The sequence below is a fragment of the Chryseobacterium flavum genome, from assembly GCF_003385595.1.
GTDB classification, from domain to species: Bacteria; Bacteroidota; Bacteroidia; order Flavobacteriales; family Weeksellaceae; genus Chryseobacterium; species Chryseobacterium flavum.
The window spans coordinates 16951-32423 of record NZ_QNUE01000004.1 but is presented as its reverse complement, the minus strand read 5'-3'; the positions used below and the strand labels follow the sequence as shown (position 1 = coordinate 32423).

Annotated in this window: 14 protein-coding genes; 5 read left to right on the top strand and 9 right to left on the bottom strand. The window is 37.1% G+C overall.

The annotated features are described in order from the left end of the window. Nucleotides 1-3: 3 nt before the first annotated feature. Nucleotides 4-210, top strand: a complete 207-nt coding sequence (locus tag DRF59_RS05775; protein ID WP_115957720.1) for a hypothetical protein — start codon at nucleotides 4-6, stop codon at nucleotides 208-210. Here the strand turns inward: DRF59_RS05775 and DRF59_RS05770 are convergent, their stop codons facing one another. Next, entirely contained in the window at nucleotides 211-1407 is a 1197-nt protein-coding gene (locus tag DRF59_RS05770) for an exo-beta-N-acetylmuramidase NamZ family protein (protein ID WP_115958167.1), read from the bottom strand. Nucleotides 1408-1411: 4 nt separating this feature from the next. On the opposite strand from DRF59_RS05770, the gene DRF59_RS05765 reads away from it, so the two are divergent. Both DRF59_RS05765 and DRF59_RS05760 read left to right on the top strand, forming a co-directional pair. Then, the gene (locus DRF59_RS05765; RefSeq protein ID WP_115957718.1) at nucleotides 1412-2641 is read left to right on the top strand and encodes an ABC transporter permease; all 1230 of its coding nucleotides are present in this window, start codon (nucleotides 1412-1414) and stop codon (nucleotides 2639-2641) included. 117 nt (nucleotides 2642-2758) lie between these two features. Beyond that, on the top strand, nucleotides 2759-3742 hold the full coding sequence (locus DRF59_RS05760; RefSeq protein WP_115957716.1) for a PLP-dependent cysteine synthase family protein: 984 nt from the start codon (nucleotides 2759-2761) through the stop codon (nucleotides 3740-3742). 58 nt (nucleotides 3743-3800) lie between these two features. Here DRF59_RS05760 and DRF59_RS05755 read toward each other — a convergent pair whose 3' ends face one another. Genes DRF59_RS05755 through DRF59_RS05745 form a run of 3 tightly spaced genes read right to left on the bottom strand, consistent with a single transcriptional unit; the run spans nucleotide 3801 to nucleotide 5581 of the window. Then, entirely contained in the window at nucleotides 3801-4328 is a 528-nt protein-coding gene (locus DRF59_RS05755) for a hypothetical protein (RefSeq protein WP_115957715.1), read from the bottom strand. Nucleotides 4329-4360: 32 nt separating this feature from the next. Then, the gene (locus DRF59_RS05750) at nucleotides 4361-4663 is read right to left on the bottom strand and encodes a chaperone modulator CbpM (RefSeq protein ID WP_115957713.1); all 303 of its coding nucleotides are present in this window, start codon (nucleotides 4661-4663) and stop codon (nucleotides 4361-4363) included. 3 nt (nucleotides 4664-4666) lie between these two features. Then, the gene (locus DRF59_RS05745) at nucleotides 4667-5581 is read right to left on the bottom strand and encodes a DnaJ C-terminal domain-containing protein (RefSeq protein ID WP_115957711.1); all 915 of its coding nucleotides are present in this window, start codon (nucleotides 5579-5581) and stop codon (nucleotides 4667-4669) included. Nucleotides 5582-5673: 92 nt separating this feature from the next. Between DRF59_RS05745 and DRF59_RS05740 the strand changes: the two genes are divergently transcribed. Then, a complete protein-coding gene (locus DRF59_RS05740; protein ID WP_115957710.1) occupies nucleotides 5674-6873 on the top strand; it encodes a dicarboxylate/amino acid:cation symporter in 1200 nt (399 codons plus the stop codon). Nucleotides 6874-6929: 56 nt separating this feature from the next. Here the strand turns inward: DRF59_RS05740 and DRF59_RS05735 are convergent, their stop codons facing one another. The 3 genes from DRF59_RS05735 to DRF59_RS05725 all read right to left on the bottom strand — a co-directional run bounded on the left by DRF59_RS05735 (nucleotide 6930) and on the right by DRF59_RS05725 (nucleotide 10079). Then, the gene (locus DRF59_RS05735; RefSeq protein ID WP_115957708.1) at nucleotides 6930-7313 is read right to left on the bottom strand and encodes a DUF779 domain-containing protein; all 384 of its coding nucleotides are present in this window, start codon (nucleotides 7311-7313) and stop codon (nucleotides 6930-6932) included. Nucleotides 7314-7382: 69 nt separating this feature from the next. After that, entirely contained in the window at nucleotides 7383-8417 is a 1035-nt protein-coding gene (gene adhP, locus DRF59_RS05730) for an alcohol dehydrogenase AdhP (protein WP_115957706.1), read from the bottom strand. 132 nt (nucleotides 8418-8549) lie between these two features. Then, a complete protein-coding gene (locus tag DRF59_RS05725; protein WP_115957704.1) occupies nucleotides 8550-10079 on the bottom strand; it encodes an aldehyde dehydrogenase family protein in 1530 nt (509 codons plus the stop codon). 177 nt (nucleotides 10080-10256) lie between these two features. Between DRF59_RS05725 and DRF59_RS05720 the strand changes: the two genes are divergently transcribed. Then, complete coding sequence (locus DRF59_RS05720; RefSeq protein WP_115957702.1) at nucleotides 10257-11183, top strand: AraC family transcriptional regulator; 927 nt, start codon at nucleotides 10257-10259, stop codon at nucleotides 11181-11183. 82 nt (nucleotides 11184-11265) lie between these two features. Here the strand turns inward: DRF59_RS05720 and DRF59_RS05715 are convergent, their stop codons facing one another. Both DRF59_RS05715 and DRF59_RS05710 read right to left on the bottom strand, forming a co-directional pair. Continuing rightward, nucleotides 11266-12450 carry a RagB/SusD family nutrient uptake outer membrane protein gene (locus DRF59_RS05715; protein ID WP_115957700.1) on the bottom strand — a complete coding sequence of 395 codons (1185 nt, stop codon included), beginning with the start codon at nucleotides 12448-12450 and terminating at the stop codon, nucleotides 11266-11268. Between the two features lie 11 nt (nucleotides 12451-12461). Then, entirely contained in the window at nucleotides 12462-15326 is a 2865-nt protein-coding gene (locus tag DRF59_RS05710; protein WP_157967435.1) for a SusC/RagA family TonB-linked outer membrane protein, read from the bottom strand. Between the last annotated feature and the right edge of the window lie 147 nt (nucleotides 15327-15473).

The following is a 15473-nucleotide window of genomic DNA, read 5'->3' as shown; positions in this document are numbered from 1 at the left end:
GCAATGAAACTATTCGGGAAAAACCATATTATCATCTCTGTGATCACGTTTGTGATCCTTTTTTTAATGAACTATATAGGAAATGATCTGCCAGATAAACTACAAAGAGCCCTGTTAACTGCCTTTGCAGGAGTGATAGGACTCAGTATCGGACTGTTTATTTTAAACAAAGGCAAGAATGATAAGAATCCACCTCAAAGCTTTGATTAATTAGTTTTCATAAATAACATATTTAGCCCTGATCTTTTCAAAATTTTCCAGATCTTTTTTCCACGAAGACCTGATCTCCTGAATTGATTTTCCGGCAACAATTTGCTTTCGGAGTTCATCCGTTCCGGATAATGTATCAAACCACAGGTTTTTAAGAAAGAAATCCTGTTGAGGGTTCTTATAGTTCTGATAGGCTTTGATCACCCATTCCAGATTTAATGCCCTTAAATCTTCCGGATAACTTGAAAGATCTTCACCATAACAAAGTTTACCGTTCAGAAAAGGATCTTTTGCACCGTAACTTGGTTTGGGAGTAAATTGATAAGGCAGATTTTTCGTCCATGGTGAACCATAAATCTGAAAAGGCAGGTCGGTTCCTCTTCCTACTGAAACCTGAGTTCCTTCAAAGAAGCATAAACTGGGATATAAGTTTATTGCTTTATCATTCGGTAAATTCGGAGAAGGTTTATCTGAAATAACATATCGCTGCTTTTTATGATAATTTTTCATAGGAACCAGCGTATACTTTACCTGAACACCATTTTTCAGCCATTTTTCGCCATTAACCATTTTTCCATATTCTCCTATAGTAAGCCCATATACAACAGGAACCTCATGCATTCCTACAAAACTGGCCCATTTTTTCCTTAAAACCGGACCATCTGTATACCCATCATGTGGATTCGGTCGGTCCAGTACCATTATCTCAACATTATTTTCAGCTCCGGCCTCCATAAGATAAGCTAAAGTAGAAATATAAGTATAAAACCTCACTCCCACATCCTGAATATCAAAAACTATGACATCAAGACCTTTCAGCTGTTCCGGTTTTGGTTTCTTATTATTACCATATAAGGAAATGATCGGAATACCCGTTTTTACATCTACACCGTTCTTGATTTTTGCCCCGGCATCTGCGTCACCTCTGAACCCATGCTCAGGAGCAAAAATAGCTTTAACTTTAATATTATTTTTCACTAAAAAATCAACCACATGAGTTCTGTCACTCATTAATCCTGTCTGATTGGTCACCACTCCGATTGTCTTATTTTTTAACAGCGGTAAGTACAGTTCAGGCTGATCAGCTCCGGTTTTAAAATCCGGTTGAACGTGAGTCTGAGAATAATATTGGTTGAATACTCCTAAAAAAATTAGGCAAATAAGAAGTAAATTTTTAATTTTGAAATCTAAATTCATAAGCTTGAAATTTCCTTTATATTTCTCTAGAAAAATAGCATTTTCCAAAGATAACAAAAATAACCTTTCAAGAGTTATCATCTTCATTGGCAGGCTTTCCGTTGCTTTGGGAATCATTGTTTCCCTGATTACCGTAGCAACCGGTTTTGGTTCTAAAAAGGCGATTAAAGAAAGAATGGCAGATTTCAGCGGGCATATTACCGTACGCTCCACCCGGTCAAATTCTTCTTATAATACTTCGATACTTGACAATCAGGGATTGAATATTACAAAGATAAAAGCACTCCCTGACGTGGAGAGTACACAAAAATATGTAACTGTTACCGGTATTATGCGTAATGAACATAATTTTGCCGGAATCATCTTTAAAGGAGTAGGAAAAGATTTTGACAGTTTAAGATTTAAGAAATTCCTCATTGCCGGTACAACTCCCAGAGTAACAGAAAAAGGATTTAATAATGATGTCACGATTTCCCAAAAAGTGGCCAATGATCTTCACCTTAAACTCAATGACAGTATTGTTACCGTATTTTTAAAAGCAGATCAAAAACCTCTCTATCGTAAATTCCGGATCATTGGAATCTATAAAACAGATATTAAGCTTATTGACGAACAATTTGTTATTGGCGGGATTAACCATGCAAGAAAAATTCAGGATATGAAACCTGATGAAATAGGAGGCCTTGATATTTTTCTGAAAAATGTTAATGATATTGACAAAGATTTTCCTGATATTGAAAAACTGATCGGATACAAAAATTATGCAGAAAAGGCAACAGAAAAGTTTCCGCAAATTACAGACTGGATCAGTATTTTTGATACCAATATTGCTTTGATTATCATTATCATGCTGATAGTAGTAGTCATTAATATCATTATGGTTCTTTTAATCCTTATTATAGAAAGAACAAATTCTATCGGACTTCTTAAAACTTTAGGTGCCAGCAATTCCCAGATCCGGGCAACATTCATCAATTATACTCTGATCATCATGATCCCTGGACTTCTGTACGGAAATGCTATTGGATTAGGACTTATTTTAATTCAAAAATTCTTTGGAATAATTAAGCTGAATCCCGAAAATTATTATGTAAGTACAGTACCGGTAGATCTTAATCCTGTTGCTATTATTTCTATTTCAGTAGGCATTCTGATTATTTCAGGATTCGCTTTAATTATTCCGAGCTACCTGATCAGTAAAATATCTCCGGTAAAGGCTATCAAGTATAATTAACAAGCCTAAAAATGGTTTTAAAACGAGTTCCAGATAATTTTTAGTTGGAGCGCGGGCTTTTTTCCACCATGCAGATAATTTTAAAAGCCTTATCTTTGCAGGGCATATAAAACATTTATGAAATACGCAAAAAATATCCTTGAAACTATAGGTAATACACCACTGGTAAAACTTAACAATGTATTAGGAGATGATTTTCCGGCATTGGTTTTAGCAAAAGTAGAAACATTCAATCCCGGTAATTCAGTAAAGGACAGAATGGCTCTTAAAATGATAGAAGACGCCGAAAAAGACGGCAGATTAAAACCGGGCGGAACCATTATTGAAGGAACTTCCGGAAATACAGGAATGGGACTGGCATTGGCAGCCATTATCAAAGGCTACAAATGTATCTTTGTAACCAATTCCAAACAATCAAAAGAAAAATGTGATATTCTTCGTGCAGTAGGTGCTGAGGTAATTGTATGTCCCACCGATGTAAAGCCTACTGATCCACGCTCTTATTATTCAGTTTCAAAAAGACTGGCTAAAGAAACAGAAAACGGCTGGTATGTAAACCAGTATGATAATTTATCAAACAGAGCTGCTCATTATGAGTCTACAGCTCCTGAAATATGGGAACAGACAGAAGGGAGGCTGACACACTTTGTTGTAGGTGCCGGAACAGGGGGTACTATTACAGGATGTGGAACATTTTTCAAAGAGAAAAACCCTGAAATTAAAGTAATTGGAGTAGATACCTATGGTTCTATTCTGAAAGAATTCCATGAAACCGGAGAACTTCATTATGATCATGCTTACACCTATATTACAGAAGGAATCGGGGAAGATATCATTCCTGAAAATTATGATATGTCCGTTATTGATCACTTTGAAAAAGTAACTGATAAAGATGGTGCTGTCTACGCGAGGAAATTGGCCAAAGAAGAAGGTATTTTCTGCGGATACTCAGCTGGAAGTGCTATTGCTTCTCTTGTTCAGATGAAGGATCAGTTTACTAAAGACGATATTATTGTAGTTCTGCTTCATGATCATGGCTCAAGGTATGTAGGAAAAATCTACAATGATGAGTGGATGAAGGAAATGGGATGGCTGGATTAACAAAATAACAGATACTTATATAAAAACTAAAACTCAGAGCTTCTGCTCTGAGTTTTTATTATTTATTTACTCTTTCTTTTAGTGTCTTTTTGAGTAAATTATAGTCTTTTTCATTCATTGATTTCTTAGGAAACATATAACTGTATTTCCCTTCTAAAGTAATGAAATCTGCATCAGAATCAAAGTACCCGAAATCTTTCCATTCACTGGTTTCTTTTTCTCCATCTATATTAACCGTAAAAAATAGCTGGTCAAATCTGATTTCATATACCTTACATTTTTCCAACAGACTGAGATAGTGCTGTACCTGTTTTTTCCATCTGGAGACTTTATTCACACTTACTGAGAGATATACAGCACACAGAAGGAAAATAAAACTCATAAAATATAAAATCCCGACACTCTCTTTACTCAAACTATCTTTTAAAAGGAATGTAATAAATAAAATAACAGCAGATATTATAGTAATTACGGTCTTGCTTTTTGTAGTAGGAGAGAAAAGCAAACTTCCCTGGTTTCCTTTAAAATAAATATCTTCAAAAATCTTTCTGTCAGGTTTTAGTGTAATTACCTTTTCTTCACTCATAATACTTGTTTGCTTGAGGCTGCAAAGCTAAACTAAATATCTTCATATTGATCACTAATTGCAGAAAGTTTGTTCATCAGCTCCCGGTTTCTTTTTTTGAGAGCATCCAGTTTTTTTAGCATATTATGAATCACCTCCAGACCCGGAAGGTTAATTTCGAGGTCATAATGCCAGTTGGCAAACTTTTCCAGATCAGGCAGATCTTCATACATCAGATAATGAATATCATTTTCAATCTGAATATTCAACAGTCCATAATCTACAAGCTCATCAAAAAAAGTGATTTCTATATTGTAAATTTTTACGAGTTCTTCCCGTGATATTCTTTCACTCATAGCTTAGGAATTTTTTAATTGTTCAAAAAGTTCTTTCTGCTTATCTGTAAGGTTTACCGGCAGTTTTACTTCATAGGTTACAAAGAGATCGCCATGCTGGCCATCCTTTTTATACACCGGAAATCCTTTTCCTTTAAGTCTTACGGTCATTCCATTCTGGGTTTCAGGTTTTACTTTAAGGTTAACACTGCCATCCAGTGTATTTACTTTTACATCCCCGCCTAAAACCGCTGTGTAAAGATCAATGGTCACTTTGGTTTTAAGATCATCCCCTATCCTTTCAAAATCCGGATCTGCCGGAATATTAAAAGTAATATAAAGGTCTCCATTCGGGCCTCCGTTAAACCCTGGATTTCCATGTCCTTTTAACTTGATCTGCTGTCCGTCATACACTCCGGCCGGAATGGTAATTCTCACTTTCTTACCGTTGATCTCAAAAGTTTGCGGATGGGTTTTGGCAGCATCCCTTAAATTCAGAGTCAGTTCAGCCTGAACATCCTGTCCTTTAAACTTTCCTGATGCACTTCCTCTTGAGCTCTTACGAAAGCCACCAGCACCTCCGAACATACTTTGGAAAAAATCTGAAAAATCTTCACCTTCACCAAAATCAGCGCCGGAGAATCCACCGCTGTAATTCTGTTGTTGCTGATATTGCTGTCTTTGTTGTTGCCGGGCTTTTTCATATTCTTCACCATGCTTCCAGTGTTCTCCGTACTTGTCATATTTAGCACGATTTTCAGGATTGCTGAGAACTTCATTAGCTTCATTAAGCTCCTTAAATTTTTTTTCAGCTTCTTTATCGTCAGGATTAAGATCAGGATGTAATTTTCTAGCCAGTTTTCGATAGGCTTTTTTGATGTCGTCCTGTGTTGCGCTTTTATCTACGCCTAAAATTTTATAGTAATCTATATAAGCCATAGAAACGATGTTTACTCAAATTTATGAAATTTACCCCTGAAAATTATATAAGGAAATGTTAAAAATAACCCTATCTTTGATAAAAAGCCGGCATGAAAGAAATACTGAAAAATTACTCAGGAATTATATTTTTACTATTAGGCATTACAGTTGGAAGTATAATAGGTATATTTACCCCTGGTATTGTAGATTATATTAAACCATTAGGGGATATTTTTCTTAATCTTCTTTTTGTGAGCGTGGTTCCTCTGGTGTTTTTTGCCGTATCCAATTCTATTGCTTCTTTGGAGCAGCAATCCAAGTTTGGAAAGATCATTCTTATTATGGCCCTTACCTTTTTGTTTTTCATTCTGACAGCTGCTGTTTTTACCATCTGTGCAGTATATCTCTTTCCGGTTTCAGGAGTTACAGGAAGCTCTGAAGTGATTACTGAAACAGCCAATAATGATACCTGGGGTGATCGGATTGTAGGATTCTTTACAGTAGGAGAATTTACAGCTCTTTTTTCAAGGCAGAATATGCTTGCCCTTCTCATATTTGCTTTTATGACAGGTTTTGCAGCCCGGAAAACAGGAGAGAAAGGACAACCGTTCAGAATATTTATTGCTTCAGGATATGAAGTAATGAAAGAACTTCTTTTGCTGATCATGAAACTGGCCCCCGTAGGTCTTGGAGCTTATTTCGCTTATCAGGTAGCTACTTTGGGACCTCAGCTATTTGGATTTTATGCGAAACCTTTAGGATTGTATTATATTGCCGGAATTATTTATTTCCTTGTATTTTTTTCAATATATGCATTCATGGCCAACGGACAAAAAGGAGTCAAAAGCTTCTGGACCAATGCCATCTATCCGACTCTTACAGCTATAAGTACCTGTAGTAGTTTTGCGACAATGCCTGCGAATTTACAGGCAGCCTCCAAAATCGGTATTCCCAATTCTATTGCCAATCTCGTGATCCCAATTGGGACAACATTGCATAAAAACGGGTCTTCAATGTCATCAATAATAAAGATTTATGTTGCTTTCCTTATCATTGGAAAAGATTTCTTTGATCCTTCCAATCTGTTATTGGCACTTGGGATTACAGTATTTGTGAGCATTGTTGCAGGCGGGATTCCCAATGGAGGGTATATAGGTGAAATGCTTATGATTTCAGTATATAAGTTACCTCAGGAAGCTATTCCGGCTGTAATGATTATCGGGACACTGGTAGATCCTTTAGCCACTGTTCTTAACGCTGTTGGAGATGTGGTCGCTGCTATGTTTGTTAACCGGTTTGTCAAGGAATGATCTTAAGGTATACCATATCAGATCGATATGCAGATATTTTGATAAAATATGATATCTTATTCACTGCGTAGTACAGGTGTCAGATTTTCATATTCTTCAGGAGTAAATAGTTTATATTGTACTTTAAATGTCTTTCCTAAGGGAGTTTCCAATGAGAATCCCCCAGGACCAAAACCTTCACTTACATCCAGGGTAAAATGAGAATATTTCCAATATTCAAATAAATCACGATCGATCCAGAATTCGTGCCCGTTGATTGTCCCGATCATGGCATCATTCATTCTGGGAAAAAAGCCCCCTTTCTCAAAACATTGAGGCTGGGTACCTTCACAACATCCTCCTGCCTGATAAAACATAAGTGCACCATATTTATTTTCCAGTTCCCGGATAACCTCAAGGGCCTTTTCTGTTGCAGAAAGTCTTGATATTTTTTCTTTCATCTCCCTTTATTTTACTATTAATAAAAAAGTCCGGCAAAAAATTCTGCCGGACTGGTCACTCATTATGGTTTAATCTGAACCGGCAATATCCAAAACGACCCTGCCGTCAATCTGCCCTTTTTTCATTTTATCAAAGACATCATTGATTTCTTCGAGTTTTGCGGAGGTTACATTTGCCCTCACAAGTCCCTCATTTGCAAAATCCACTGCTTCCTGCAGATCTTTTCGGGTTCCCACAATAGAGCCTCTCACGGTTATCCTCTTTAATACAGTTTCAAAAATCGGAAGTTCGAACGAACCAGGAGGCAGACCGTTAAGGGCAATCGTTCCTTTTCTTCGCAGAACATCTATTCCCTGTTTAAAAGCAATGGGAGATACTGCAGTAATCAGAGCGCCGTGCATTCCGCCAACTTCTTTATGCAGATATTCGCCCGGATCCGTGTTTTTTGCATTCACTACCAGATCTGCACCTAGTTTTCTGGCCAGATCAAGCTTCTCATCTGCAACATCAATGGCAGCAACATGCATTCCCATGGCTTTTGCATACTGAACGGCAACATGCCCTAATCCTCCGATTCCCGAAATAGCTACCCATTCCCCTGGTTTTGTCTCCGTTTCTTTCAACCCTTTATACACAGTAACGCCTGCACATAAAATAGGTGCTATTTCCAAAAAATTAGCATCAGACTTCAGATGCCCTACATATCTGGAATCAGCAATGACATATTCTGCAAAACCACCATCAACACTATATCCTCCATTTTTTTGCGCTTCGCAAAGAGTTTCCCAGCCTGTTATACAATAATCACAACATCCACAGGCACTATACAGCCAGGGAACTCCTACAGCATCTCCTTCTTTTACAAAAGCCTCCGGTCCACACGCTACTACAATTCCTACTCCTTCATGTCCCGGAATAAGCGGCATTTTAGGCTTCACAGGCCAGTCTCCATCTACAGCATGCAAATCTGTGTGGCAGACACCACAGGCGATTACTTTTACAAGAACTTCATATCTGCCGGGTGCTCTTACCGGTACTTCTTCAATTTTCAGAGGCTGCCCGTAACCCTGTACTACTGCAGCTTTCATTGTTTTTGGAATCATATTCTATTTTGAATTGAGTTTTCATTAATGTTATCATTTTTAAGCTAAATAAGAAAGCCTGGACCCTGAATAGCCCGATTGCCTTGGTTTGCCCTGGCAAACCAAGGCAATCGGGCACGTCCTAAATAAATATTAAAAGAAACCTAACTTATTTTTATTATAGGAAATCAGCATATTTTTAGTCTGACGATAATGGTCAAGCATCATCTTATGATTTTCTCTTCCTATTCCTGACTGCTTATATCCTCCGAAAGGAGCTCCCGCCGGATAGGAATGATACTGATTTACCCAAACTCTTCCGGCCTGGATCTGACGTGGAATATTGTACAGCTGATGCGCATCTCTTGTCCATACTCCTGCACCTAGTCCGTAAATGGTATCGTTGGCAATTTTTATAGCTTCCTCTTCATCTTTAAAGGTTGTAAATGCCAGGACAGGACCAAAAATTTCCTCCTGAAAAATTCTCATCCTGTTATTTCCTTTGAAAATGGTTGGCTGGATATAAAATCCGTTTTCAAGATCTTCTCCCAGATGATTAACATCTCCTCCCACCAGTACTTCAGCTCCTTCTTCTTTTCCCAGCTGAATATAGGAAAGGATTTTGTCTTTTTGAATCTGCGAGGCCTGTGCACCCATCATCACAGTCTTATCCAAAGGATTTCCGACTTTGATAGCTTTCACTCTTTCAATAACCCTTTCAATAAAAGCCTCTGCTATCCCTTCCTGAACCAGTAATCTTGAAGGACATGTACAGATTTCCCCCTGATTAAGAGCAAAAAGCACAGCCCCTTCAATCGCTTTATCTAAAAATTCATCATCCGCATCCATTACAGAATTAAAAAAAACATTTGGAGACTTTCCTCCTAATTCTAAAGTCACAGGAATAATATTCTCAGTGGCATACTGCATTACCATGCGGCCTGTAGCCGTAGAACCTGTAAAAGCCGCTTTTGCCACTTTAGGGTTGGTCACCAATGCTCTGCCCAGCTCCGCGCCGAAACCATTAACAATATTAACAACTCCGGGAGGAAGAAGATCACCAATAAGTTCCATTAAAACAAGTATAGAAACCGGAGTACTTTCTGCCGGCTTTAAAACAACACAGTTTCCTGCTGCCAGTGCCGGAGCCAGTTTCCACACTGCCATCAGTATAGGAAAATTCCATGGAATAATCTGTGCAATAACTCCAAGAGGCTCGTGTACGATAAGGGATACCGTATCTTTATCCAATTCATTGTGAGACCCTTCTTCTGCGCGAATAACAGAGGCAAAATATCTGAAATGGTCAATTGCCAGAGGTAAATCTGCTGCCAATGTTTCCCTTACCGCTTTTCCGTTATCAATGGTCTCCACTGTAGCAAGATATTCAAGCTTCTGCTCCATTCTGTCGGCAATCTTATTCAGAATAATACTTCTTTCCGTAGATGAGGTATTTTTCCACGACTGAAACGCCTTATCTGCTGCATTTACTGCGAGTTCCAGGTCTTCTTTTGAAGAGTGTGCCACCTGAGTAAAATTCTTACCATCAACCGGAGAAACAACATCAAAATACTGCCCGTTAACAGGTGGGGTAAATTTCCCGTCAATATAATTGTCGTATCTGCTCTTAAATTCAGGACGCTGTAAAAGAGTCGCTGACCTTGGTTCTGTAATAGTGCTCATATTCGTATCTTTTAAATTTATGTAGACCAAATTACATGTACAACCCAGAAACCTATAGCACAATCGTATAAAAAAAGTGCAGAATAGTGCAGACTCTTAATTTTATAATTTTATTAACAACAATGTACCCTTAAAATCTCTATATTTGAGTTACTTGCTCCTTAAAAACGTTTAGAAATGAATAACAATAATAAATATTTATTAGAAACTCCTGAATTAACTAGGGAAAAACAGCTTTTAAACATTATTGAAAATCAGACAAAATTCAATCTAAACAATTGCGAATTCAGTATATATGAAACCCATCAATCGGCTTTTGATGTAAAACTGCACTTTGAAAATATAGCATTTACGGCGATGTTAAGGGGCAAAAAACATATGAAGCTGGATAATAAAACAAACTACTTTGATTATTATCCGGGTGAAAGTATTCTGGTAGCGCCGGGAGAAACCATGGTTATTGATTTTCCTGAAGCTGATGAAACACCAACACAATGTATTTCTTTAAGTTTAAATCCTGATTTTATAGAAGATTCCCTTAATTATCTCAATTATCATCTGCCTAAAGTGGATGAAATGTCACAATGGAATATTCAGCTGGATGAATATTTTATGTTTAATAATAAAGCATTAGCTTCTGCAACCAATAATATTATGAGAATCGCCATGGATGATAACTCCCAAAAAGATATTATGGCTGACTTCGCTTTAAAAGAGCTTTTAATCCGGCTTATGCAGACACAGGCCAGAAGTATGGTTGAAAAAAATATCGTCAAAAATAAATCAAGAATAGGTTTCGTTGTAGATTATATCAGGAAAAACTTACATCAGAAGCTTTCTATTGACAGCATTGCAAGGCTCGCCTACGTCAGCAAATCTAATTTCTTTAAAATGTTTAAAGATGAGCTGGGAACGTCTCCGAATGAGTTTATTTTAAAGGAAAGAATCAGCAGAGCGAAAGAATTACTTGCCGGTCAAAACAGTATCAAAGAAACAGCTTACCAGACCGGATTTTCAGATACCAACTATTTCACAAGAATGTTCAAACAGCTGGAAGGAACAACACCTAAGAACTATCAGAACAAGATAATTTCGTTAAAATAAAATATCTGTTAAAATAAAAAAGCCCCTAAAAGCACTTAACTTTTGGGGCAGTCTGAATTGGGACGCTTTATTTTAAATAATATCAGTTTAGAAGTTCATTCGCATCTACAGCTCCCTGAGGGAAAGGCAACTTATAGGTTTCGCCCTTAAGTTTAAGATCTGACCATCTTATCCATTCAAAAGACAACTCAAGCCTTCTCTCATTTTCCAAAGATAGATTAGATTTTCTGATTGTCTGCAATTCAGTAAGTCTGTTAGTGTTACCCGCTTCTGCAGAGATCAGATACATTTCCGGAATTCTTGAAATTAAAAGATCAGAATCATCAGATCTGCTGTATTTATTGGAAAAGACAAAACCTCCTGTAAGCGGAGCCTCTGCAATATCAAACAGAACTTTTCTTGTATCGTCCGGTCCCAAAAGCTGTAATAAATTCTGAGATACTGCAAAGCAGTTCCAAGTTTTTGCATCATAACTCAAAATCCACCCCCAGGAGCCATTTTCTTCCGCTTTATTGCCTGCAAATTTAAGAATGATTTCATTATTGTAATCTTTCGGGTTATTTGCTATTGTAAATTTTCCGCCCTGAATTAACGCTTCTGCCTCAATTCCGGCACTTTGAATATCACCATTCATTCTATATACTCTTGCCAAAAGAGCCATAGCTGCTTCTTTTGTAGGGGTCAAAGAAGCTTTCGGATCATTGACATTCAGTGGCTCTATATTGTCTTTCGCAAATTTCAAATCGTTGATAATAAAATTTAAGACTTCTTTTGGGGAAGAAGGTTTAATGGGTTGTGAGTCATAATTTTCGTCAACCAGCGGCACTCCTTCATAAAGATCATATAATCTTAAATAAGATAAAGCCCTTACATATCGTGCTTTCCCTTTTTGGGAATTAGAGGAAGTAGGAACTTTTATTATGGTATTAGCCCTGCTGATCCCTTTATAAAAATCTTTATACATATAACTTAATAAAATATCTCCCGGAGGCGTGGTATGCTCATACAGGTACTGCACCTGAACCCACTGAAATTTAACCGGCTGAAGATTATCTCCTGCCAGAATTTCCGGAGCCATAATATTAAAGTAAGGATAGGTACTCGGGTACATTACACTTCTATACGCCCCTACCAGTAATTTATCAACATCATCAGAGGATAGTGGTGCATTGGCGTCCAGGGCAACTTCAGATTTAATATCCAGCTCATTATTGCAAGAGCTTAATAATAATCCCAGAGATAATATTAATATACTTATTTTTTTCATATTTCTTGTCTTTAAAAATTAATATTCATTCCTATGCTGTAAACTTTTACATTAGGAATACTATTTAAGTCATAACCTGAAGTTATTTTAGTGGTATCTGCTGTATTTTGAGAAGAGTTTGCAGACTGGTCAACATAATATGTTTCCGGATCTGCACCTGAATATTTAGTAAAGGTAAACGGGTTTCTCACCTGAGCATACACTCTCATCGATTTAATAAAACCTATCTGCGTTTTATCCAGATTATATCCTAATGTAATATCTGTAATCCTTAAATAATCTGCATTTTCCAGAAACCTTGATGATCTCTGGTTATTCCAGGATGAAATTGCTCCGGCCAGGTGCGGACGGGGAACATTGGTATTGGTATTTTCAGGAGTCCAGTAATTCATCTGTTCAGCAATCATGTTGGCAGAATATGAAGGATAACCTGTATCTACTCCGCTAAGTTGCTTTTCTTTGTATAATGCATATATTTTCTTACCAATAGAATATTGTGCATTGATTGAAAGGTCTAATTTGTCATATGCAAATCTTGTAGAAATCCCACCATATATCGGGGCTATTCCTCCTTTAAATACCTGCCTGTCGTTAGAATCAATTTTTCCATCCCCGTTAATGTCCCTGTAAATCATATCACCTGCCTGTACAACTTTAGTTACATTTCCATTCTGATCTTTGTATTCATAACGTTCTTTAGCCACGCCCAAAGCTTCTATCAGATAGAAAGATCCTAATGGTTCCCCTTCTTTTACAATAGATCCGAATCCGGTTGTGAAATATCCCGCTTTCGTACCAATTTTTTCAACGACATTCTTATTATAAGAGAAATTAACACCAAAATCCCATTTGAACTTTTCACCTTTAATTATTTTAGAATCTAGTGCAACTTCAATTCCTTTATTATTAATTGATCCTACATTACTAAGAATATTATTATATCCTGTTTCCTGAGGTACCGGTAATCTGTATAACAAATCATTCGTTGTTTTGTCGTAGAAATCTACCGTTAAATTAATTCTCCTTTTGAACATGGATATATCCATTCCCACATCAAAAGATTTACCTTTCTCCCATTTCAGATCGGGATTATACAAATCCAAAACTGCAGTTCCCGGATTCTGGTCATGATTTTGTCCGGATGCAATAAGATTCAGCCCTCCGGAATACGGAATTCCTGTCTGATTACCTGTAAGTCCATATGACGCTCTGAACTTTAATTCATTAATAACAGGAACATTAAAGAATGGCTCGTTAGAAACAGTCCATCCCACAGAAGCAGCAGGGAAATTACCCCATTTGTTTCCTTTTGCAAATTTTGAAGAGCCATCGTATCTGGTTGAAAGCATCAGGTTATACTTATTGTCCCAGCTTAGCTGTGCCCTTCCGAAGAAAGAGGCCAATGACATGCCAATCATATAACTTCTCCCCTGATTAATAGTAGCTGCAGAAACCAGCCAGCTTAGATCACTTGATGCAAAATTTTCACCCTGGATATAAGAATCTTCATATTCCCATTTTTGAAAAGACTGACCAACTAAAACACTAACCTTTAATTTATTGTCAGCAAATCTCTTATCATAAGCAATTGTATTTTCAATTAAATAATCCCGATTGTTGGCTGTACTGTAATAACCATATCCCCATGGAACCCCCGCATTTTCTCCCCTTCTGGTATTTGGTGCATCATATCTGTTATACCTTCTGACGGCAAGATTTCCACTAATTGATGTTTTTAATGTAATTTCTTTGACAGGATTATATACTGCAAAAAAGTTTGATCCGATTTTTTGCCATCTGTCGCTCACCTTACGTTCAAAAGCCCACAAGGGATTATTAAAATTAAATCTGTTGGGCTTGCCATCTGCTCCATATACTGCAAGATTAGGGGGTGCACTCATTGCATTACTGTAAGGCTGATAAGTATTATTATCATCTGCTACAGGATTTGAGCTTGTATAGGTAAAATATGAGTTTATTCCGATTTTGAAGTTATCTGCAAATTTTTGTTCAACATTTAATCTTGCTCTTGATATTTCGTAGCGATCACCATTGATAATTCCTTCCTGTATAATATTGGAAGCAGAGAAATACATTTTAGACATTGCACTACCGGCAGTAAAACTTATCTGATTATTTCTAATGCTACCGGTTCTTAATACATAATCCATCCAGTTTGTATTAATACCCGTATCTGTCATTGGTGTTAATGACAGTGGGTTGCCAGGATTAGGCAGGACTCCATTTTGAATATCGTTCAAATAATTCTGTCTAGCCACATCATGAACCTGTTTATACTGACTTGCATTCAGTAATCTCGGTTTCTTTATAATTTCCTGTATACCATAGGAAGTTGAAAAAGAAACAGAAGGTCTTCCATTATATCTTCCCGCCTGGGTTTCTACCAAAACCACCCCATTGGAAGCCCTTGATCCATAAATTGCTGCTGATGCGGCATCCTTCAGAATTTCCATACTGCTGATATCCTCCGGAGAAAGATTGCCTAACGATTCCTGAGGAACACCATCAATAATATACAAAGGGTTATTTGATGCACTTAATGATCCATTCCCTCTGATACTGATTTTGGTATTATTTCCTGCTCTTCCTCCTGTACTTGCTACCTGTACACCGGGTGCCTTACCTTGTAATGCCAACTCCACAGAAGAAACCGGCTGCTCCTGTAAAACCTCATTCTTAACTGTTGTAATAGCTCCGGTAATATCACCTTTCTTTTGTTTACCATACCCTACCATTACCACTTCATCAATCTGTGTTTCCTTAGGAATAGAATCCTTTCCAGTTTTTTGTGCAAAAGATATCTGTCCTATAAAAAACAGTACTCCTGTACTTAATACACGTAATTTTACATCCATATTTAACATATTTTAATATATTCATAGCAAATATGTTAATAAACACATACAGAAACAAGATACAACTAACTGAAATACAATTAGTTAAAGATAATTTAATTCATTGAAAACCGATAAAATCACCAGAATATCCAACAAATCTTTTTA

Excerpts from the sequence above, each read along its gene's own strand:
- DRF59_RS05775 (WP_115957720.1), top strand. The coding sequence starts at position 4 with ATGAAACTATTCGGGAAAAACCATATTATCATCTCTGTGATCACGTTT.
- DRF59_RS05770 (WP_115958167.1), bottom strand. The coding sequence starts at position 1,407 with ATGAATTTAGATTTCAAAATTAAAAATTTACTTCTTATTTGCCTAATT.
- DRF59_RS05760 (WP_115957716.1), top strand. The coding sequence starts at position 2,759 with ATGAAATACGCAAAAAATATCCTTGAAACTATAGGTAATACACCACTG.
- DRF59_RS05755 (WP_115957715.1), bottom strand. The coding sequence starts at position 4,328 with ATGAGTGAAGAAAAGGTAATTACACTAAAACCTGACAGAAAGATTTTT.
- DRF59_RS05750 (WP_115957713.1), bottom strand. The coding sequence starts at position 4,663 with ATGAGTGAAAGAATATCACGGGAAGAACTCGTAAAAATTTACAATATA.
- DRF59_RS05745 (WP_115957711.1), bottom strand. The coding sequence starts at position 5,581 with ATGGCTTATATAGATTACTATAAAATTTTAGGCGTAGATAAAAGCGCA.
- DRF59_RS05740 (WP_115957710.1), top strand. The coding sequence starts at position 5,674 with ATGAAAGAAATACTGAAAAATTACTCAGGAATTATATTTTTACTATTA.
- DRF59_RS05735 (WP_115957708.1), bottom strand. The coding sequence starts at position 7,313 with ATGAAAGAAAAAATATCAAGACTTTCTGCAACAGAAAAGGCCCTTGAG.
- adhP (WP_115957706.1), bottom strand. The coding sequence starts at position 8,417 with ATGATTCCAAAAACAATGAAAGCTGCAGTAGTACAGGGTTACGGGCAG.
- DRF59_RS05725 (WP_115957704.1), bottom strand. The coding sequence starts at position 10,079 with ATGAGCACTATTACAGAACCAAGGTCAGCGACTCTTTTACAGCGTCCT.
- DRF59_RS05720 (WP_115957702.1), top strand. The coding sequence starts at position 10,257 with ATGAATAACAATAATAAATATTTATTAGAAACTCCTGAATTAACTAGG.
- DRF59_RS05715 (WP_115957700.1), bottom strand. The coding sequence starts at position 12,450 with ATGAAAAAAATAAGTATATTAATATTATCTCTGGGATTATTATTAAGC.
- DRF59_RS05710 (WP_157967435.1), bottom strand. The coding sequence starts at position 15,326 with ATGGATGTAAAATTACGTGTATTAAGTACAGGAGTACTGTTTTTTATA.